Raw genomic sequence first — 17,909 nt, forward strand, 5'->3', positions numbered from 1 at the left:
CCGTCCGGCCAGGGAGACATAATGACGCCGCCGACTCTCGGGCGTGTCACGCCGCCGAGCTTCGGGCGTGTCACGCCGACCCCGGGCTTCGGGCCTGTCATGACGATCGCCGGGCATCGGTGATTTCAGGGGATCATCGGGAAGGTCAGGGGGTCATCGGGGAGGACGCCTCGGCGTAGCGGCGGCGCGGGATGCGGCCCGCCTGCCGCGCCAGCCGCCCCGCCACGACCGCCGACTTCATGGCCGCCGCCATGAGATCGGGCCGCTGCGCCCGGGTGACCGCCGTGGCGAGCAGTACGGCGTCGCAGCCCAGCTCCATCGCCAGCGCGGCGTCGCTGGCCGTGCCGATGCCCGCGTCGAGGACCACCGGCACCGAGGCGGCCTCCACGATCAGCTCGATGTTGTGCGGGTTGCGGATGCCCAGTCCCGAGCCGATCGGCGCTCCCAGGGGCATCACGGCCGCGCAGCCGGACTGCTCCAGCCGCCGCGCCAGCGCAGGATCGTCGCCGATGTACGGCAGCACCACGAACCCGTCCGCCACCAGCCGCTCGGCCGCGTCGAACGTCTCGATCGGGTCGGGCAGCAGCGTCCGCTCGTCGGCGATGACCTCGAGCTTGACCCAGTTCGTGCCGAGCGCCTCCCTGGCCAGCCGCGCCGTCAGCACCGCCTCGCCCGCCGTGAAGCAGCCGGCCGTGTTCGGGAGCACCTTGATGTCCCGCTTGTGCAGCACGTCCAGTACGGAGCCGCGGGCGGCCGGGTCGAGGCGCCGCATGGCGACCGTGGTCAGCTCGGTGCCGGACGCGGCCAGCGCCTGATCGAGCACTTCGAGGGAGGGCGCGCCGCCGGTTCCCATGATGAGCCGGGAGGAGAACTTCTCCCCGGCGATGATCAGATCATCCACCTTGCACCGCCGTCAGAACCTCCATGCGGTCGCTGTCGCTGAGCGCCGTCGTCTCCCATGCGCTCCGCATGACCACCTCGTCGTTCACGGCCACGGCCACCCCGGTGGTGGCCGCGGTCAACGTTCGTACGGCCTGCGCCACCGTGGTGCCGTCGGCGACCTCATGCGCGGCCCCGTTGATCGTCACAATCATGAGATTTCCCGAAACCTCCCCGGCGAGCACAACGCCGCCAGCTCACCCTCTTCGCCGCCCGAGTCGCCCGAGTCGCCCGAGTTGCCCAGCACGAGCGCGGCCGTGAGCGGCGCGAGCAGCACACCGCCCCGGTAATGCCCGGTGGCCAGGGTGAGCCCCGGCGTCCCGCTCGGGCCGATGATCGGCAGGTTGTCCGGCGTGCCCGGCCGGAGCCCGGCCACCACGTCGGCGACCTCCAGCTCGGTCACGCCCGGCACCAGCTCCCTGGCGTCGCGCAGCAGCTCGTAGAGCCCGCCCGCGGTCACTCTGGTGTCGAACCCCAGCTCCTCCTGGGTGGCCCCGACCACCAGCTCGCCGTCGCCGCGGGGGACCAGGTAGACGTACGAGCCGTGCACGGTGCCGCGTACGCACCGGCTCAGCAGCGGCTGCGGGGAACGCAACCGCATGATCTGCCCCTTGACCGGCCGCACCGGCACCTCGGCCAGCTCGGCGCTCCAGGCCCCGGCCGCCAGGACGACCCGCTCCGCCCGCAGCTCGGACGGTGGCTGAGGCCCTTCTCGTGGCGGCTCGAGGCGTACCCCGACGACCTTGCCGTCCGCGTCCCGCAGGAGGCCCGCGGCGCGCGCCCGCACCAGCGGCACGTGCAGCCGGTCCAGAGCCGCGAGCAGGGCAGTCGTCACCCGCCGCGGGTCCACCCAGGCGTCCTCGGGAGCGAGCAGCCCGCCGCGCACCGACGGGGCCAGCATGGGCTCCAGGCGCCGGCATTCGCGCCCGGTCAACCGCTCGACCGGCAGCCCGAGCTTGTCCATGTACGCCGCCAGCTCGTCCAGCGCCGCCAGATCGTCGGCTCCGAACGCCACGTCGAGCGTCCCGTCCGCCCGCAGGTCCAGCCCGCGCCGCGGCCCGTCGCCGATCTCCAGCCCGCCGAACGGCCCGACCCGGGGCCCGCCCGCGGCGCCTGCGCCGGCATCGGCCGCCACCCAGCCCGCGTCCTCGGCCAGTTCGGTGGCGAAGGCGGGCCAGCGGCGCAGTGACGCCATCCCCAGTCGCAGCAGCGGCGTCTCCGTGTAGGTCACCTCGCTGACCGGGGCCAGCATCCCCGCCGCCGCGTACGAAGCTCCAGAGGCCGGGGCCGGATCCACCACCGTGACCGGCCGCCCGGAGCGGGCCAGCCGCCACGCGATGGACAGCCCGACGATCCCGCCGCCTACGATCACATCCACATGCGCTCCCTTCGCCGGCATGATCCGGATCAGGTGTCTTGCGGTCGAAGGCCCGGTGCAGCCTTCCTCTCAGCCCGGTAACGGCCGGACTCCCGCGCGTCTTACGTCCCCAGCCTACGGCCTCGGTGCGACGCCGAAGCACGCTCCCCGTTAGGGTCTTGAACGTGGACCATGTCGTGGTGGTGGGAGCGGGCCTGGCAGGCGTCCGCACGGTGGAGGCGCTGCGCGGGCGCGGGTTCGGCGGCGGGATCACCCTGATCGGGCAGGAGCGGCATCGCCCCTATGACCGCCCGCCCCTGTCCAAGAGCGTGCTGCTCGGCGACGCCGAGACCAGCTTCTTCGACACCGACCTGGCCGCACTCGACGTCGCCTTCCGCCCGGGCGTGAGCGCCAAGGCGCTGCGCGCGGGCGTCGTGGAGACGACCGAGGGCGAGATCGGCTACGACGGCCTGGTCATCGCGACCGGATCCGAGCCGATCAGGCTGCCCGGCGACGGTCCCCAGCACGTGCTGCGCACGCTCGACGACGCCCACGAGCTCAGGGCCATGCTCGTGCCCGGCGCCCGGGTCGCGATCATCGGCGCCGGCTGGATCGGCGCCGAGGTGGCCACCGCCGCCCGCCGCGCCGGCTGCGCGGTCACGGTGATCGAGGCGGCCGCCACCCCGCTCGCGACCGCCGTCGGCCCGGAGATCGGGGCCCGCACTCAGCGCTGGTATGAGGGCATCGACCTGCGTCTCCGCACCATGGTCCGGTCCGTGGACGAGGGCGGCGTGCGGCTGGTGGACGGCGAGTTCGTCGAGGCCCACGTGGTCGTGACCGGCATCGGCGTGCGACCCGCCGTCGAATGGCTGGCCGACGCCGACATCGACCTGCACAACGGCGTCGTCGTGGACGAGCGCCTGCGGGCCTCCCTGCCCGACACGGTCGCCGTCGGAGACTGCGCCGCGTGGTGGTCGCGCCGCTTCGGTACCAGGCTCAGGATCGAGCACTGGGACACCGCGCTCAACGCCCCCGAGGTCGCCGCGGCGACTCTGCTGGGCGAGGACGCGGTGTACGACCCGGTGCCGTACTTCTGGTCGGAGCAGTTCGGGCACATGGTCCAGTACGCCGGGCACCACCAGGCGGGAGAGCGCCTCATCTACCGCGGCGACCCGGAAGGCAAATGGTCGGCCGTCTGGCTCGACGCCGACGGCGCCCTCGCCGCGGTGCTCGCCGTGGACCGGCCGCGAGACCTCGTACAGGGCCGTAGAATCATCGCCGCGGGACACCGGCTCGATGCGGAACGCCTGGTAGATCCAGAAGTGTCCCTACGAGATTGTGTTGTTTGAGCAAGCACGGCATGTGGTAGTTGTGGTTTCGTGACGCTTTCTGTTGCACAGATCGACCGGGAGACCGACCAACTCGTAGACGAGTGGCTGACGCTCCCCCAAGTGGCCCAGCGCCTTGAGCTTCCCATCGGGCGGGCCAAGCAACTCCTCAAGGACCACAAGCTCCTAGGCGTGCGCCGGGGGAGCGGCGGGCCACAGGTGCCCGCAGTGTTCCTCGACGGAAAAGACGTGATGAAGGGCCTACCCGGCACACTGACCGTGTTGCAGGACGCCGGCTACGACGATGTCGCGGCGCTGCGCTGGCTCTTCACCCCAGACGAGTCGCTGCCGGGGTCGCCCATCGAGGCGATCAAGGCCGGCCGTCACACGGAGGTCAAGCGGCGTGCCCAGGCCCTCGCTTTCTGAGGCCCGCCTCTATCTCTGCACCGACGGCCGCCGCGACCGCGGCGACCTCGCGGAGTTCCTCGATTCGGTGCTGGCCGGGGGCGTGGACATCATCCAACTGCGGGAGAAGGGCCTGGAGGCACGCGAAGAACTCGCCCTCCTGGAAGTCTTCCGCGACGCCTGCGACCGGCACGGCAAGCTGCTGGCCGTCAACGACCGGGCGGACATCGCCTACGCCGCCCGGCCCGACGTGCTCCACCTGGGGCAGGACGATCTTCCTGTGACGGTCGCGCGAGAGATACTCGGCGACGACATCGTCATCGGACGGTCCACCCACTCCGCCGCCGAGGCTTCCGCCGCGGCGGTGGAGGAGGGCGTCGACTACTTCTGCTGCGGGCCCATCTGGCCGACGCCGACCAAGCCCGGACGTCCGGCTCCGGGGCCGGCGCTGCTGCGGCACGCGGCGTCGGTGGGGGCGGCGCGGCCGTGGTTCGGGATCGGCGGCATCGACCTCGCCAACCTGGACGAGGTCATGTCGTATGGGGTTCGCCGGGTTGTGGTGGTACGGGCGATCACCGACGCGTACGACCCGGGCGCGGCGGCGGCGGAGTTCGCCAAGCGCTTGTCAGCGGCCGCCGCAGGTTGACGGCCGTTGTCCGGTTGACGGCCGTTGTCCGATGGGCGGCATTGTCCCGTGGGCAGCTCGCCGTGCGATCGTGTGGCGCAGTGCTCACCAGCCGCGCCGACGGTGGGTCGTTCACGCCCCATGGGTGGGACGGTCAGGTTTTGCGGGAGGTGGCCGCGATGGCGAGCTCGGTCAGCGCCACACGGGCCTCGGCCGCGATCGGCGCCTGGTCGAGCGCGCTCAGAGCCTCGCCCAGGTAGTCGCCGATCAGGTCCTCACACTCCTGTAGCGCCCCGGTGCCCTCGATGATCCCGCGCAGCGTGGCCACTCCGCGCGCATCCAGCCCCGGATCTCCGAGCAGGCGCCGGACCGTCTCCGCCTCGCCGGGGGAGGCGGCCGCCAGCGTGCGGGCCACCAGCATCGTCCGCTTGCCCTCACGCAGGTCGTCCCCCGCCGGCTTGCCGGTCTGCGCCGGGTCGCCGAACACACCCAGGATGTCGTCGCGCAACTGGAACGCGATCCCCACCCGCGTGCCGTACCCGGTGCACAGGTCGTCCATCCACGGCGCGAGCTCCTGGGCGGCGAGCACCAGACCGAGCCTGAGCGGCTGCTCCACCGAATACTTGCCGCTCTTGAACAGCGCCACGCGCAGGGCGGAGTCGAACGTGTTCTCCCCGTGCGCCTGCTCCAGCAGGTCCAGATACTGCCCGCACATCAGCTCGGTACGCATGTGATCGTGCACGGGCTGGGCCGCCTCCAGCGACTCGCGGGGCAGGCCGCTGGTGCGCCACATCTCGCCCGACCAGAGCAGCAGCAGGTTGCCCAGGAGGATCGCCGCGCCCTCGCCGAACTGCTCCGCAGAGCCGTGCCAGCCGGCCTTCTCGTGCAGCGCCTGGAAACGGCGGTGCGCGGCCGGCATGCCCCTGCGCAGGTCGCTCTGGTCCATCACGTCGTCGTGCACCAGCGCACTGGCCTGCAGCAACTCCAGCGAGGCCGCCGCGGTGAAGATTTCGGGCACGTCCGTGCCGCCCGCGCCGCGCCAGCCCCAGTAGCAGAACGCGGGACGCAGCCGCTTGCCGCCGGCCAGCAGCTCGTCGGCGGCCGTGCGCAGCGGCTCCAGATCGGGGTCGCCGGGGGCGGGCAGCTGTCGCTCGACGAACTCGCCCAGGGCCCGTTCCACGTGCGTGCGCAGGATGTGTATGCGCGCGGCGTCAGTGGTCATGCCTTGAGACTAGTGGCCGGGCGATCGCGCGCCGATCCCGGCTGACGTTAAGCGCTCGGCGATCTGTGGTTCCGGGCGGCTGCCTGTAACCTTGGGCCATGGCGCTTGGTCGACCCTCTATCCGGCCCGATCGTGTTCCCACCGTTCGCGACATGCTCGCTTCCGGTGGCCGCACGTTCTCGTTCGAGTTCTTCCCGCCGAAGACCGACGAGGGCGAGCGGCAGTTGTGGCGGGCGATCAGGGAGCTGGAGTCGCTGCGGCCGACGTTCGTGTCGGTGACCTACGGCGCCGGCGGCTCCACCCGTGACCGCACGGTCGACATCGTGGAGCGGATCGCCCACGGCACCACGCTCACGCCTGTGGCGCATTTCACCGCCGTCAACCACTCGGTCCGCGAGCTGCGCCACCTGGTCGGGCGCTTCGCCGACGCGGGCGTGCGCAACATCCTGGCGGTCCGCGGCGACCCCCCTGGCGACCCCAGCGGCGACTGGGTGCGGCACCCGGAGGGCGTGCTCTACGCCGAGGAGCTGGTGCGGCTGATCAGGCAGGCCGGCGATTTCTGCGTCGGCGTGGCGGCCTTCCCCTACAAGCACCCGCGTTCGCCGTCCATCGAGGCCGACACCGAATACTTCGTGCGCAAGTGCCGCGCTGGGGCCGACTACGCGATCACGCAGATGTTCTTCCAGGCGGAGGACTACCTGCGACTGCGGGACCGGGTGGCGGCCAGGGGCTGCGACACGCCGATCATCCCGTGCATCATGCCGGTGACGCAGATGAGCACGATCGCGCGCTCCGAGCAGCTGTCGGGGGCGCCGTTCCCGCCGGACGTGGCGGCGCGCTTCGAGGCGGTCGCGGACGATCCGGCGGCGGTGCGGCGGCTGGGCATCGATCACGGGGCGGAGCTGTGCCAGCGGCTGCTGGACGAGGGCGCGCCGGGGATTCACTTCATCACGTTCAACCGCTCCAGCGCCACCCGCGAAGTGTTCCAGCGCCTCGCCGTGTCGCTTTCTGCTTGATTTGTTACGGTCGCCCGGCGGCACTCCGCCGACGTTTGATCAAAACCCCCATCTGTTACGGTCGCCCAGGGGCACCCACCCACCGACCAGGGCTGGGGGCCTCCAGGGAGACGCTGTCTGACCCCGCACGGGGTCGGGCGCCGTAACGGCGTCGTGTTGACCTTGAAAGTGGTGAGCCCGCCACTCGCCCGCAGGGGGACCGGGCGGGTGACGGGCGGGGGACGGTGGTCGACTACATGTAAAGGGTCCGTCACTTTCTGTCATGGATGGTGCCCTTCGGCATGCAGAAGTAAACCCATCAGTCACGGCTTCATCAGGGGCACCGTCAAGGCAGGGGCAGGGGGCGGCCGGCGATCGCGTACTCCTCGTAGCCGCCCGGGAAGACGAACCTCGTCAGCAGGTCCGTGAAGCCGAGGCTGGCGTAGAGGTGGCGGGCGGCGGTGGGCTGGTCGTGGGTGGACAGGACGGCCGTGTGCTCGGGGCGGCCCGCACACAGCGTCCTGATCATCGCCCGGCCGATGCCTTTGCCCTGGTAGTCCGGGTGGACGTGGATTTCGGCCAGCTCGAACGCGTGCCCCAGCCAGGCGTTGGCCACCTCACGGCCCGATTGTTCCGTGAGCGCTCTGAACACCACGTCGTGCCACCACTGCCCGGGTGCGCCGCGGAAGCCGTACGCGAAGCCGACGATTCGGGTTTCGGGGATATCCCCCGAAGGGGATGAATCGCGCAATTGGGCGAAATAGCACTGAAAATGGGGATATGTCGCATGATTTCGCATGATGGCCTTGCGGCCGGTGATCTGATCCTCGGGCGGGTTCATCGCGGCCGTGTAAATGCCGATCACCGTCTCCAGTCGCTCGGTGAATCCGGCCGGGCCCGCCCCGCGAAACTCGATCACCCGTCGCACACTACTCGACGTCCACCGGAGTGCCCCCGGTGATCCGTACCAGCTCGTCGAAGGTGGTCGGGAACACCGTCAGCGGGTGTCCTCCGGCCGCCCACACCACCTCATGCTTGCTCAGCCAGTTGTCCACCAGGGTCCGCACCGGCGCCGGGTGCCCGACCGGGGCGACGCCGCCGATGGGCTGGCCGGTGGCGGCGCGGACGAACTCGGGGGTCGCGCGGCGTACCCGCTGGACGCCCGCCGTGCGGGCGATGAGCTCCACGTTCACGCGGTGCGCCCCGCTGGTCAGCACGAGCAGCGGGGCGCCGTCGGCGTCGAAGATCAGGCTGTTGGCGATCGCCCCGACCTCGCAGCCCACCTGGGCGGCGGCCGTGGCCGCCGTGGGCGCCTTCTCGGGCAGGACGACGATCTCGCCGTTCGCCCCCAGCGCACGTAGCGCGGACTCCACGACTACGGCATTCGCCGGCAACTTCTCAGACATGGAGACACTCTAAACAGATTGTCCGCTTGATTACCCATTCGTGGTGACTGGTATAAGGTCCTTTGATCCGTTCTTGAATGGTGTGAGAGGTGGTACGCGTGAGGGCTAGACGGTTGCCTGGGATGGCTGCGCTGCTGACGGCTGGAGCCGTCGTGCTCTCGGGCTGCGGGACGCAGGCGCCGCAACGTACGCACGCGTCGCCCGCCGTCACGCATACCGTCCCCATCGCGGCGGGCGCCCGATCCGTGCCCGCCACCGACCCCGTCACGCCCCCGGTCGGCGTGCCGCGCAAGACGCTCAAGCTGGGCGCCAAGGGCAAGGCCGTCACCTGGCTGCAGAAGCGGCTGATCGAGCTGGGCTACCGGCCCGGCAAGGCCGACGGCCGGTACGGAGGCACGACGCTGGCGGCCGTGTGGGCGTTCCAGAAAGTCAACGGCATCAAGCCGACCAGCACGATCGCCAAGCGGACGTGGCAGGCCCTGGAGACCCCGAAGGCCCCCAAGGTGTTGGTCAAGAAGGGCAAGCCGACCCGCGCCGAGGTCAACCTCACCAAGCAGATCATGGTCCTGTACGTCGGCGGCGAGGCCAAGCTGATCACCCACATCTCGTCGGGCAGCAGCGTCCCGTACTGCGAGACCACCACGTGGCAGGGCAAGGAGCAGCGTTTCTGCGGCTCCGCCACGACGCCGACGGGCAACTACAGCACGACATGGCGCAAGAGCGGCTGGCACAAGTCGTACCTGGGCCAGCTCTACAACCCGATCTTCTTCAACGGCGGGATCGCCTTCCACGGGGCGCTGTCGGTGCCGCTCTACCCGGCTTCGCACGGGTGCGTGCGCATGCCGATGAACGTGGCCGAGGTGGTGCCCGGGATGCTCGGCAAGGGCGTGCCCGTCCACGTGCGGGGCTCATTCAAGCGCCCGTGACATGACGCCCGCATGACGCGACCGGCGAGGGCGGTGGTTCATCCCCTTCGCCCGGGCCGGCCGCTCACGCGTCGCCGGGGTGGACGGCGTCCCAGTGCTCGCGGGCCGCGGCGATGGCGTCCTTGTGCTCTCTGGACCAGTCGGCCAGGCGCTCGACGGCCTCGGCCAGGCTCCGGCCCACCGGTGTCAGCTGATATTCGACCTGCGGCGGGATCGTCGCGTACGCGGTGCGCTCGACCAGCCCGTCCCGGCACAGCCGCCGCGTCGTCAATGTCAGCATCCGCTGGGAGATGCCGGGAATCGCCCGGTGCAGCTCCCTGAACCGCCGCACCCCCTTGGCCAGCTCCACCATCACCAGCACCGTCCACTTGTCGCCGATCCGGTCGAGCACGTCGCGGATCCCGCAGTCGTCGTCCCCGCACGGCCCACTGACCTGGAGGGTTACGTCCGTGTGTGCGACTGACATGAGAGTGCCTCCTTACCGCGGGCGCCTGAGCCCGCCCATGCTGGTACCGGAACAACAATCATGGGGGTTCAGATGATTCTCGTTACCGGCGTGTCCGGGGCTTTGGGCGGTTCTATCTTCGACGGCCTGCGGGCCGGCGGGCTGGAGGTGGCCGCGGCGAGCAGCTCCGGCGACGGCGTCGCCGTGCGGAACGCCGACTTCGACCAGCCGGAGACGCTGAGGGCCGCGTTCGCGGGTGTGGACGTGCTGGTGTTCGTATCGGCCGGGTATGCCGAGGACGACGTCGTCCTGGCCCGACACGGCGCCGTGGTGCGGGCGGCCGCCGCCGCGGGCGTCAAGCACGTGATGTACACCAGCCTGGCCGCATCCGGCGACCTGCTCACCATCGCGCTCGCGCACCGGTGGACCGAGGCGCGGCTGGCCGAGGCGCCCTTCGACGTCACGATCCTGCGCAACGGCCTGTATGCCGAGTTGTCTGCCGGGCTGGCGCTGGCCGGGGCCGCGTCCGCGGCCGGGAACGGGGTGTTCACGGCGCCGTTCGGCGACGGGCGGCTGTCGGTCGTGGCCCGCGCCGACCTGGCCGCCGTGGCCGTGCGCGTGGCCGCCGAGACCTGGGCGGACCTGGCGGCGGGCGTGCCGCGGCGGCACGCGGGCAGGACGTACGAGCTGGAGGGGGTGAGCGCGGTCGGCGGGCACGACCTCGCCGAGGTGCTGGCCGAGACGCTCGGGCGGCCCGTCGAGTACCGGGCCGTGCCCCTGAGCGAGGTGCGGCCGATGCTGGCCGGGCTGGAGGCGTATCGGGCGGGACACACGGTCTCGATGTTCTCCAACATCAACGCCGGCGTGCTGGAGGCCCGGCACAGCGACCTGCCCGCGTTCCTGGAGCCGCGACCGGCGCGGGACGTGATCGCGGCGACGGTGAAGTCCGGCCTCGAGGACCTCCAGAACTGAGGTCGCGGTACGGCGCGAGGGGGTTGAGGCCATAGTGTCGGCGGCCGGCTCCGGGCCCGCGGGGCTGACGTCACGGCCTCGTGGGCGCGTTCTCCTTGTCGCCGGCCGCCCCGGCCGTCATTGCCCCGGTCGCGGCCGCGCGCCTGCCCTCCCGGGCCGCCAGCACCAGCCCGAACGCCTGTGCCACCCCGGCAGCCAAGATGAGGAACGCCGTGGCGGGCTGCCAGGAGGGCACGCCGGCCGCGAAGTCGGCGGCGTCGTAGAGGCCCGCGAGGAGGCGTACGGGATTGAGGAACGCCACCGCGAACCCCAGCACGTACGGAACGATGAGGGAACCCGACAACACGAGCAGGAGTGCGCGCCCCCGGCGGGGCCGCCGCAGGAGCGCCCCGATGACCGCGTAGGCGAGCGCCACCACGCCCACCAGCAGGGCGGTCCACCAGACCAGCCGCCAGGCCTCCACGCCGAGTGACGTCAGCCCGTCGGCGCCGACCCGGCCGCCCTCCCACTCCGGCCCGTCGACCTGTGCCTTCGCGGCCGTGCGGATGGCGGTGTGATTGACGGCCGCGTATGCCGCCGCCAGGACCGGCCCCAGCGCCAGCAGGACGAGACCGGTTCGCGCCATGCGTGCTCCTCTCCGCTCGGGGGCATCAGCTTGCCATTCCCCGCCGATCCGCGCGTATCCGGGAAGCGGCCTTCTCGTCGAGGAAACGCAGTCCGGTCAGCGCGAGCATGCCTGCGCGGCGAGCGGTGTCCCATACCTGCTCGATCGAACGGTCGTTGTCCAGGCTCGCCATCACGGCCAGTTTCACCGAGCCGAACAACGCGCCGACCGCAGCCGCCGCCTCGACCATGTCCACCTCGCCGGGGAAGGCGTCGTGCAGCGCCCTGGCCAGCTTGAGCTGGCTGTCGAACAGCAGCAGCAGTGCCCGCCCCTGCAACGCCGGCTCCGTCATGACCAGCCGGGTGCGAAGCGCCGCCTCCTCGAACGTGAGCTCCCCATGCTGGACCGCCGTGGCGATGCCCTCGTCCAGGAGCCGGAGCAGCATGTCGGTCGGCGACTCCTCGGGTCTCCTGGTCGCTATCAGCGCCAGCGCCCGCTCCAGCCGCTCGTCGCCGTCGTAGAAGACCAGGTCCTCCTTGCTGGAGAAGTAGCTGAAGAACGTCCGCGTGGACACCTCGGCCTCGGCGGCGATCTCCGCGAGCGTGGTCTCGGCGTACCCCTTCGCCTCGAACAGCCGGAGCGCCGCCTCGATCAGCGCCCGGCGCGTGCGCTGTTTCTTGCGCTCCCGCAGTCCTGCCATGGGCGAACTTTACTGCATGACGTTATCTTCTTCATCCATTGAAAATTTGCACTGATTGAGGTTTTCTTGGGAGACAAACCCGGAAAGGAGCCACGGCATGTCCGATCTGACCCTTCCCATCGACCGCCAGCGTCCACTGGACCCGCCCGACGAGATCACCGAGCTGAGCCGGCAAGCGCCGATACACCGCCTCAGGTACGCCGACGGCCACCTCGGCTGGCTGGTCACCGGCTACGCGGCCGCCCGCGCGGTGCTGGCGGACCCGCGCTTCTCCAACCGGCCCGAGAAGATGCACCCGGCGATCCCCGCCAGGGCGGAGCTCGCCCAGAAAGGCGAGTTCCGGCTGCCGCCCGGCATGTTCCTGCGTACCGACCCGCCCGAGCACACCCGCTACCGCAAGCTGCTCACGGGGCAGTTCACGGTGCGCAGGATGAAGATGCTCGAACCCAGGATCGAGGAGATCACCAACGCCTGCCTGGACGACATGGAGGCCGCCGGCGGGCCCGTGGACCTGGTGCAGGCGTTCGCGCTGCCGATCCCGTCGCTGGTGATCTGCGAGCTGCTCGGGGTCCCGTACGAGGACCGCGCCCGCTTCCACGAGGACGCCAAGGTGCTGGTCAACCTCGAGACCAAGGCCGAGGACGCGCTGGCGGCGCTCGGCAGCACTATGGGGTACCTGCACGGGCTGATCCAGCGCAAGCGCAAGGAACCCGGCGACGACCTGCTCAGCGGGCTCATCGAGGGCGGGGACCTCAACGACGAGGAGCTCACGGGGGTCGCGTTCCTGCTGCTGGTGGCGGGGCATGAGACGACCGCCAACATGCTCGGGCTGGGGACGTACACGCTGCTCACCAACCCCGGACAGCTGGCCGCCATGCGGGACGATCCGTCGGTGGTGGACAACGGCGTCGAGGAACTGCTGCGCTACCTCACGATCATCCACCTCGGCCCGTTCCGGCTCGCGCTCGAGGACCTGGAGATCGAGGGCAATCTCATCAAGGCGGGCGACACGGTCGCCGTCAGCCTGCCTGCCGCCAACCGCGACCCGTCCCGCTTCCCGGGAGGCGAGACGCTCGACGTCACCAGGCCCGCAGGCGGGCACATGACGTTCGGCCACGGCATTCACCAGTGCCTGGGTCAGCAGCTCGCCCGCGCCGAAATGCGCATCGCCTACCCTGCGCTGCTGCGGCGCTTTCCTGGCCTACGCTTGGCCGTAACGCCTGAGGAGGTGCCGATGCGTTCGCATATGAGCATCTATGGAGTGCACCGCCTCCCTGTCACTTGGTAGGTCACCATGGAAATCAAGGCAGATACGACGGTGTGCATCGGGGCGGGCATGTGTGCGCTGACGGTGCCCGACGTGTTCGACCAGAGTGAGGACGAGGGCACGGTGGTGGTGCTGCAGAGCCCGGTGCCGCCGGAGCTTGAGGACGCCGTACGGCGTGCCGTGACCCTCTGCCCGTCGGGGGCCATCTCCGCCTCCTGACACGTCTGCACGCTGACACCCCCCTTGAACCACTCGCCGTCGCCGCAACCCGACCCTGCGGCGACGGCTTTCCCGCGCTCGGACCCCGATAAATCGCGGGCATGCCGCGCGGCCTGCCGCTCGGTGAGTCCGGCGGCGTGTCGGTCGTTCCCCTTAATGTCCATCGAACCTATGTTCGTGGATCAGGTTGACACCGATGGTGATCGAAATTATGTTCGACCTAGTGACGGTGAGGCTCGCGGCTCAACGTCACCTGGACCTGGTCGCGGGCCGTTCGCTTTCCCTAGCGAGCCCCGCGGCCAGGCTCCACGGGCGAAGGGCACGTCCTCGTCGTCGGCGGAGACGAGTGGGCGTGTCCTGGCCGGACGGGGAGAGGGGAAGCTCCTCGTCCGGCCAGCCTGGCGGAAATGTCGGTGGCGTCTGCAAGTGTTGGCTCCACCGGCGGAGACGCCGGCCGCCCCACGACTCCAAAGGAGGCGCGCAAGATGGCACCAAGGCCTAGAGACACACCCGGGCCCCGGCTGTCGCCTGCGGTTCGGGCACACCTGACCGACGCACGTTCCTGCCTGGCGGAGGCGACCAGCGCTCGCACCCCGGCATCCCGATATGTGGCCGCCCACCTGGCAGCCCTTCGAGCGGCGGCGGCGATCCTGGCCGCCCGCCCCCGTCCCATGGAAGGCCGCAGGCGCAGGCTGCGCAGCGCATGGGAGCTGTTGCCCGAGGCCGAGCCGCACTTGGCCGAGTGGGCCGCCTACTTCTCGGTGAGCGCCGCCAAGCGTGCGGCCGCCGAAGCCGGCATGGTCAGCAGGATCAGCGCGGCCGACGCCGAAGAGATCATGGCTGAGGCGGAGACCTTCGTCGCCACGGTCGAAGACCTGCTCGGCGTGCCCGTCCAGCCCCAACTACCGATCGGCGTCCCCCTCGCCGGTTGACTGACCGACCCGGCCGGCCTCGACAACGACGCCTGGCCAACCGGCACCGGTTGAGCTGCCGACGCGGGGCCTCGCCGGCGCGGGCTCATAGGCTCCGAGGACCGTCCCTGCGGGCTCAACCGGCACTGAGCTCAGTGTTCATGTGGGCTCGACGGGCACTGAGCTCAGTGTTCATGTGGGCTCGACGGGCACTGAGCTCGGCGTCCGTGCCGGCCTGACCGGCACGGCGTGGGTGGGCAACCGGCCGAGCAGCTCAAGCCGGTCGAGCCGTTCGTGGCCGGACATGACGAAGGAGCCCGCCGGCGCGTGGCGAGCTCCTTCGTGCTGGATGACCGGCCTCAGGTCAGGCGGCGACCCGAGGCCGGAGAGCCGACCTGGTCAGGCGGCGACCCCAAGGCGGGAACCTGCGGGAGGCGGCCGACCCCCGACGCGCGGCGGCCCGAAGGCCGGGAGCCGGTCTGGTCGGGTGGCGGCCTCAGAACGACTCGACGGCCCGGCGGGCCTCGGCGTCGAGGACGCCCCAGCTGATGAGCTCCTCGGTCAGCTCGCTGGGCGACTTGTCGTAGATCACGGCCAGGGAGCGCAGGTCCTCCTGGCGGATCGACAGGACCTTGCCGTTGTAGTCGCCACGCTGGCTCTGGATCGTGGCGGCGTACCTGGCCAGGGCCCCGGCCTTCTCCTTCGGCAGCGACGCGAGCCGCTCCAGGTCGATCACAAGCTTGGGGGTCGGGCCGAGCGGGCTCGGGGCGGCGCCGCCCGGTAGCAGCTCGGATACGGGGACCCCGTAGAAATCGGCAAGCTCGGCAAGCTTCTGCACCGTGACCGCTCGGTCGCCACGCTCATAAGAGCCCACGACTACGGCTTTCCACCTGCCACGCGACTTCTCCTCGACTCCATGCAGGGACAGGCCCTGCTGGGTGCGGATGGCGCGGAGTCGTGCACCCAGCGACTTTGCGTACTCAGACGGCATCGTGTGGCCCCCCGGCTCTCGTATGTATAGCTCTCAGTAGATTGTGCTCCCTCGCGGCGAATGCCCCGGCCACCGGGGGTACGGTGCGACGCTCGGCACCTTCGGTAGCCATGGCTTTGGGTTTACCCCGGATCGCCACGAGGTGTGGTTACGCACCGTGACGGTAAAGGGGTGGACGCCTAAGGTCAAGCTGATTGGAAAAAAGATGCCGAATCCGGTCCGGTAGGGAACGCCAGATAAGCCCCTCATGTCCCAGCGGTAACACTACTTCGTCATAGTTTGCCGATCGGGACCGCCGAGTCAGAACCGGCGGGTGAGAATCATGACAGGGCAGGTCGAGGCCCGTACGATCTTGAGCGAGATGTCCCCGAGGAACACCCGCCTGAGTGGCCCGGTATCACTCGACGCGCATATGATCATCTCACCGGGGAGCCATGAGGTCGTGCCGAGCGCCTTGGCGACAGTGCGGCCCTCGAGCAGCTCGACCTCCACGTGCAGCTGCTGCGGCTGGCCACGCGCCGCCGCGCGCAGGTCCGTCGCGGCCTGGTCGCGCAGGCGTTCGAGCATCTCTTTCTCGATCTTGGCGAGCCTCGCGCTGCGGACGACCACCGTGACCAGCCGCAGCGGGATGCCGAGGGACACGGCCGCGGCGGCCGCGTCCCTGAGCGCCGCGTCGCAGCCGGGGCTGCGCCGGTAGGCGACGGTGAGCCGGTCGAAGGCGGCGGGCGGCTTGTCGCCGTAGCCGCGCGGAGCGAGCAGGACGGGCACGGAGGAGGAGTGCAGGAGTTGGTCGGCGGTGCTGCCGACGGCGATGCGGCCCCGCGCGCCGCCGGAGGCGGAGCCGATCACCACGACGTCCGCGCCGCGCTTGCGCGCCAGCTCCACCAGCCCGCCCCCGCTGCCTTTGTGGGCGTGGATCCAGTAGTCGGTGTCCGGGCCCGCCAGCTCCCGCGCCTGCGTGAGCGTCGCCTCGGCCTGCTCCTTGAGGTACGCCCGCCACTCGCTCTGCTCGGCCCGGGCGCGTCCTGGCGCGGACCAGGCGGGAGGCTGAATGACCGCCACCGTCAGATGCGCGGGGGCCTGCTCTTTGAGCAGCAGGGCCAGTGCGAGAGCGTCCTTGCCCCGCGGCTCGGGGATGTACCCGGCGAGCACGTTGTCGAGCTTCACCGAGGCACCTCGGCATTCAGCCGGGAATGGCTGTAGCCGTACAGGAAGTAGCAGACCAGGCCGCCGAGCATCCACAGCCCGAACGCCAGCCAGGTGACCCCCGCCAGCCCCGCCATCACGAGCACGCAGAAGATCGCCCCCAGCACCGGCGTGACCGGGAAGAACGGGACCCGGAAGCTGCGGGGCAGCCCGGGGCTGCGGTAACGCAGGACGAGCACGCCGACGTTCACGATGGCGAAGGCGAACAACGTGCCGATGCTGGTCGCCTCGGCCAGCTGGCCGAGCGGCACCAGCCCGGCCAGCACCGAGATGAACGCGGCGACGATGAGCGTGTTGGCGATCGGGACCTGGCGGCGCGGGTTGACCCGCTGGAACACGCGCGGGATGAGCCCGTCGCGGGACATCGCGAACAGGATGCGCGTCTGGCCGTAGATGACGGTGAGCACGACGCTGGCGATGGCGATGACCGCGCCGAACGAGACGATCAGGCCGGGCCAGGTGGCGCCGGAGGCCAGGTCCGCGATGTAGGACAGGCTCGCCTCGGTGGTCCGCGGGTCGAAGTCCGTCCACGGCATCGCGCCGACGGCGGCCACCGCGACGAGCACGTAGACGGCGGTCACGATGGCCAGCGAGAAGATGATCGCCAGGGGCAGGTCCCGTCTGGGGTTCTTCGCCTCCTCGCCCGCGGTGGAGGCCGCGTCGAAGCCGATGTAGGAGAAGAACACCTGCGAGGCCGCCGCCGTGATCCCGGCCACCCCCATGGGCGCGAACGGCGCGAAGTTCCCGGCGCGGAAGGCCGTGAACGCCACCACGCAGAAGAACAGCAACACCACGACCTTGATCAACACGAAGATCGCGTTCGCCATGGCGCTCTCGGAGGCGCCGTACAGCAGCAGCCAGGTCGCCAGCAGCACGATGAGGATCGCCGTGACGTTGACCACGCCGCCGTCCTGGCCGGGGGAGCGGGTGATCGCCGCCGGCAGCGTGAAGCCGAACAGCGACCGCAGGAACGAGTTGAGGTATTCGCCCCAGCCCACGGACACGGCCGCCACGGACACGGCGTACTCCAGCATGAGGCACCAGCCGCAGATCCACGCCACCAGCTCGCCCAGCGTCGCGTACGCGTAGGAGTAGGACGAGCCGGACACCGGGATCGTCCCGGCCAGCTCGGCGTACGACAGGGCGGAGAACAGCGCCGTGATCGCCGCCAGAATGAACGAGAGCACCACCGCGGGCCCCGCCTTGGGCACCGCCTGCCCCAGGATGACGAAGATCCCCGTGCCGAGCGTGGCGCCCACGCTGAACAACGTGAGCTGCCACAGAGACATGGTGCGCCGCAACTCGCCGCCCTCACCGTGGCCTCCCTCGGCCACGAGGCGCTCGGTCGGCTTGGTGCGCAGGAGCCGTTGGGCCAGTGTCACCCAGCACCC

Annotated in this window: 21 protein-coding genes and 1 riboswitch; of the genes, 9 read left to right on the forward strand and 12 right to left on the reverse strand. The window is 70.6% G+C overall.

Features of this window, described 5'->3' with window-relative positions:
• Nucleotides 1–145 precede the first annotated feature (145 nt).
• The 3 genes from ACTWPT_RS03055 to ACTWPT_RS03065 form a co-directional block, all read right to left on the reverse strand.
• Nucleotides 146–901: a thiazole synthase gene (locus ACTWPT_RS03055; protein ID WP_443175670.1), complete on the reverse strand. Its 756-nt coding sequence runs from the start codon at nt 899–901 to the stop codon at nt 146–148.
• Nucleotides 894–1,094 carry a sulfur carrier protein ThiS gene (gene thiS, locus ACTWPT_RS03060; protein WP_443175671.1) on the reverse strand — a complete coding sequence of 67 codons (201 nt, stop codon included), beginning with the start codon at nt 1,092–1,094 and terminating at the stop codon, nt 894–896. The genes ACTWPT_RS03055 and thiS overlap by 8 nt, the downstream gene beginning before the upstream one ends.
• On the reverse strand, nt 1,091–2,338 hold the full coding sequence (locus ACTWPT_RS03065) for an FAD-dependent oxidoreductase (protein ID WP_443175672.1): 1,248 nt from the start codon (nt 2,336–2,338) through the stop codon (nt 1,091–1,093). The genes thiS and ACTWPT_RS03065 overlap by 4 nt, the downstream gene beginning before the upstream one ends.
• A riboswitch (TPP riboswitch) is annotated at nt 2,307–2,423 on the reverse strand. (Overlaps the previous gene by 32 nt.)
• Before the next feature lie 58 nt (nt 2,424–2,481).
• Here ACTWPT_RS03065 and ACTWPT_RS03070 point away from each other — a divergent pair.
• From ACTWPT_RS03070 to thiE, 3 genes are read left to right on the forward strand one after another with little or no spacing between them, the layout of a single operon-like run.
• Nucleotides 2,482–3,645 (forward strand): NAD(P)/FAD-dependent oxidoreductase, encoded by a 1,164-nt coding sequence (locus ACTWPT_RS03070; RefSeq protein ID WP_443175673.1) that lies wholly within the window; start codon nt 2,482–2,484, stop codon nt 3,643–3,645.
• A 30-nt stretch (nt 3,646–3,675) separates the two neighbouring features.
• Nucleotides 3,676–4,050 carry an Rv2175c family DNA-binding protein gene (locus ACTWPT_RS03075; RefSeq protein ID WP_443175674.1) on the forward strand — a complete coding sequence of 125 codons (375 nt, stop codon included), beginning with the start codon at nt 3,676–3,678 and terminating at the stop codon, nt 4,048–4,050.
• Nucleotides 4,028–4,675: a thiamine phosphate synthase gene (gene thiE, locus ACTWPT_RS03080; RefSeq protein ID WP_443175675.1), complete on the forward strand. Its 648-nt coding sequence runs from the start codon at nt 4,028–4,030 to the stop codon at nt 4,673–4,675. The genes ACTWPT_RS03075 and thiE overlap by 23 nt, the downstream gene beginning before the upstream one ends.
• Before the next feature lie 133 nt (nt 4,676–4,808).
• Here the strand turns inward: thiE and ACTWPT_RS03085 are convergent, their stop codons facing one another.
• A complete protein-coding gene (locus tag ACTWPT_RS03085; RefSeq protein ID WP_443175676.1) occupies nt 4,809–5,876 on the reverse strand; it encodes a polyprenyl synthetase family protein in 1,068 nt (355 codons plus the stop codon).
• A 152-nt stretch (nt 5,877–6,028) separates the two neighbouring features.
• Between ACTWPT_RS03085 and metF the strand changes: the two genes are divergently transcribed.
• Entirely contained in the window at nt 6,029–6,892 is an 864-nt protein-coding gene (gene metF / locus ACTWPT_RS03090; protein ID WP_443175677.1) for a methylenetetrahydrofolate reductase [NAD(P)H], read from the forward strand.
• A 325-nt stretch (nt 6,893–7,217) separates the two neighbouring features.
• Here metF and ACTWPT_RS03095 read toward each other — a convergent pair whose 3' ends face one another.
• Both ACTWPT_RS03095 and ACTWPT_RS03100 read right to left on the reverse strand, forming a co-directional pair.
• The gene (locus ACTWPT_RS03095) at nt 7,218–7,790 is read right to left on the reverse strand and encodes a GNAT family N-acetyltransferase (protein WP_443175678.1); all 573 of its coding nucleotides are present in this window, start codon (nt 7,788–7,790) and stop codon (nt 7,218–7,220) included.
• A 10-nt stretch (nt 7,791–7,800) separates the two neighbouring features.
• On the reverse strand, nt 7,801–8,277 hold the full coding sequence (locus ACTWPT_RS03100) for a YbaK/EbsC family protein (protein WP_443175679.1): 477 nt from the start codon (nt 8,275–8,277) through the stop codon (nt 7,801–7,803).
• A gap of 122 nt (nt 8,278–8,399) precedes the next feature.
• On the opposite strand from ACTWPT_RS03100, the gene ACTWPT_RS03105 reads away from it, so the two are divergent.
• Nucleotides 8,400–9,203, forward strand: coding sequence for a L,D-transpeptidase family protein (locus ACTWPT_RS03105; RefSeq protein WP_443175680.1), 804 nt, complete (start codon nt 8,400–8,402; stop codon nt 9,201–9,203).
• 64 nt (nt 9,204–9,267) lie between these two features.
• On the opposite strand, the gene ACTWPT_RS03110 is transcribed toward ACTWPT_RS03105, so the two are convergent.
• Nucleotides 9,268–9,669: a winged helix-turn-helix transcriptional regulator gene (locus ACTWPT_RS03110; protein WP_443175681.1), complete on the reverse strand. Its 402-nt coding sequence runs from the start codon at nt 9,667–9,669 to the stop codon at nt 9,268–9,270.
• A gap of 72 nt (nt 9,670–9,741) precedes the next feature.
• Here ACTWPT_RS03110 and ACTWPT_RS03115 point away from each other — a divergent pair, with 72 nt between their 5' ends.
• Nucleotides 9,742–10,620: an NmrA family NAD(P)-binding protein gene (locus ACTWPT_RS03115; protein ID WP_443175682.1), complete on the forward strand. Its 879-nt coding sequence runs from the start codon at nt 9,742–9,744 to the stop codon at nt 10,618–10,620.
• A gap of 70 nt (nt 10,621–10,690) precedes the next feature.
• Here the strand turns inward: ACTWPT_RS03115 and ACTWPT_RS03120 are convergent, their stop codons facing one another.
• Nucleotides 10,691–11,245, reverse strand: a complete 555-nt coding sequence (locus ACTWPT_RS03120; protein WP_443175683.1) for a hypothetical protein — start codon at nt 11,243–11,245, stop codon at nt 10,691–10,693.
• Nucleotides 11,246–11,270: 25 nt separating this feature from the next.
• Entirely contained in the window at nt 11,271–11,924 is a 654-nt protein-coding gene (locus ACTWPT_RS03125) for a TetR/AcrR family transcriptional regulator (RefSeq protein ID WP_443175684.1), read from the reverse strand.
• A 97-nt stretch (nt 11,925–12,021) separates the two neighbouring features.
• Between ACTWPT_RS03125 and ACTWPT_RS03130 the strand changes: the two genes are divergently transcribed.
• The 3 genes from ACTWPT_RS03130 (at nt 12,022) to ACTWPT_RS03140 (ending at nt 14,342) form a co-directional block, all read left to right on the forward strand.
• Nucleotides 12,022–13,212, forward strand: coding sequence for a cytochrome P450 (locus tag ACTWPT_RS03130; protein ID WP_443175685.1), 1,191 nt, complete (start codon nt 12,022–12,024; stop codon nt 13,210–13,212).
• Between the two features lie 6 nt (nt 13,213–13,218).
• On the forward strand, nt 13,219–13,410 hold the full coding sequence (locus tag ACTWPT_RS03135) for a ferredoxin (protein WP_443175686.1): 192 nt from the start codon (nt 13,219–13,221) through the stop codon (nt 13,408–13,410).
• Nucleotides 13,411–13,895: 485 nt separating this feature from the next.
• The gene (locus ACTWPT_RS03140) at nt 13,896–14,342 is read left to right on the forward strand and encodes an SAV_6107 family HEPN domain-containing protein (protein WP_443175687.1); all 447 of its coding nucleotides are present in this window, start codon (nt 13,896–13,898) and stop codon (nt 14,340–14,342) included.
• 475 nt (nt 14,343–14,817) lie between these two features.
• Here ACTWPT_RS03140 and bldD read toward each other — a convergent pair whose 3' ends face one another.
• The 3 genes from bldD to ACTWPT_RS03155 form a co-directional block, all read right to left on the reverse strand.
• Entirely contained in the window at nt 14,818–15,312 is a 495-nt protein-coding gene (gene bldD / locus ACTWPT_RS03145) for a transcriptional regulator BldD (protein ID WP_195896239.1), read from the reverse strand.
• 300 nt (nt 15,313–15,612) lie between these two features.
• The gene (locus tag ACTWPT_RS03150) at nt 15,613–16,479 is read right to left on the reverse strand and encodes a universal stress protein (RefSeq protein WP_443175688.1); all 867 of its coding nucleotides are present in this window, start codon (nt 16,477–16,479) and stop codon (nt 15,613–15,615) included.
• A complete protein-coding gene (locus ACTWPT_RS03155) occupies nt 16,476–17,900 on the reverse strand; it encodes an amino acid permease (protein WP_443175689.1) in 1,425 nt (474 codons plus the stop codon). Before ACTWPT_RS03155 ends, ACTWPT_RS03150 begins: the two co-directional genes overlap by 4 nt.
• Nucleotides 17,901–17,909 lie beyond the last annotated feature (9 nt).

The sequence above is a fragment of the Nonomuraea sp. 3N208 genome, from assembly GCF_052245935.1.
In the GTDB taxonomy this organism is placed as follows: Bacteria; Actinomycetota; Actinomycetes; order Streptosporangiales; family Streptosporangiaceae; genus Nonomuraea.

Excerpts from the sequence above, each read along its gene's own strand:
- thiS (WP_443175671.1), bottom strand. The coding sequence starts at position 1,094 with ATGATTGTGACGATCAACGGGGCCGCGCATGAGGTCGCCGACGGCACC.
- ACTWPT_RS03065 (WP_443175672.1), bottom strand. The coding sequence starts at position 2,338 with ATGCCGGCGAAGGGAGCGCATGTGGATGTGATCGTAGGCGGCGGGATC.
- ACTWPT_RS03085 (WP_443175676.1), bottom strand. The coding sequence starts at position 5,876 with ATGACCACTGACGCCGCGCGCATACACATCCTGCGCACGCACGTGGAA.
- metF (WP_443175677.1), top strand. The coding sequence starts at position 6,029 with ATGCTCGCTTCCGGTGGCCGCACGTTCTCGTTCGAGTTCTTCCCGCCG.
- ACTWPT_RS03100 (WP_443175679.1), bottom strand. The coding sequence starts at position 8,277 with ATGTCTGAGAAGTTGCCGGCGAATGCCGTAGTCGTGGAGTCCGCGCTA.
- ACTWPT_RS03105 (WP_443175680.1), top strand. The coding sequence starts at position 8,400 with ATGGCTGCGCTGCTGACGGCTGGAGCCGTCGTGCTCTCGGGCTGCGGG.
- ACTWPT_RS03110 (WP_443175681.1), bottom strand. The coding sequence starts at position 9,669 with ATGTCAGTCGCACACACGGACGTAACCCTCCAGGTCAGTGGGCCGTGC.
- ACTWPT_RS03115 (WP_443175682.1), top strand. The coding sequence starts at position 9,742 with ATGATTCTCGTTACCGGCGTGTCCGGGGCTTTGGGCGGTTCTATCTTC.
- ACTWPT_RS03120 (WP_443175683.1), bottom strand. The coding sequence starts at position 11,245 with ATGGCGCGAACCGGTCTCGTCCTGCTGGCGCTGGGGCCGGTCCTGGCG.
- ACTWPT_RS03125 (WP_443175684.1), bottom strand. The coding sequence starts at position 11,924 with ATGGCAGGACTGCGGGAGCGCAAGAAACAGCGCACGCGCCGGGCGCTG.
- ACTWPT_RS03130 (WP_443175685.1), top strand. The coding sequence starts at position 12,022 with ATGTCCGATCTGACCCTTCCCATCGACCGCCAGCGTCCACTGGACCCG.
- ACTWPT_RS03135 (WP_443175686.1), top strand. The coding sequence starts at position 13,219 with ATGGAAATCAAGGCAGATACGACGGTGTGCATCGGGGCGGGCATGTGT.
- ACTWPT_RS03140 (WP_443175687.1), top strand. The coding sequence starts at position 13,896 with ATGGCACCAAGGCCTAGAGACACACCCGGGCCCCGGCTGTCGCCTGCG.
- bldD (WP_195896239.1), bottom strand. The coding sequence starts at position 15,312 with ATGCCGTCTGAGTACGCAAAGTCGCTGGGTGCACGACTCCGCGCCATC.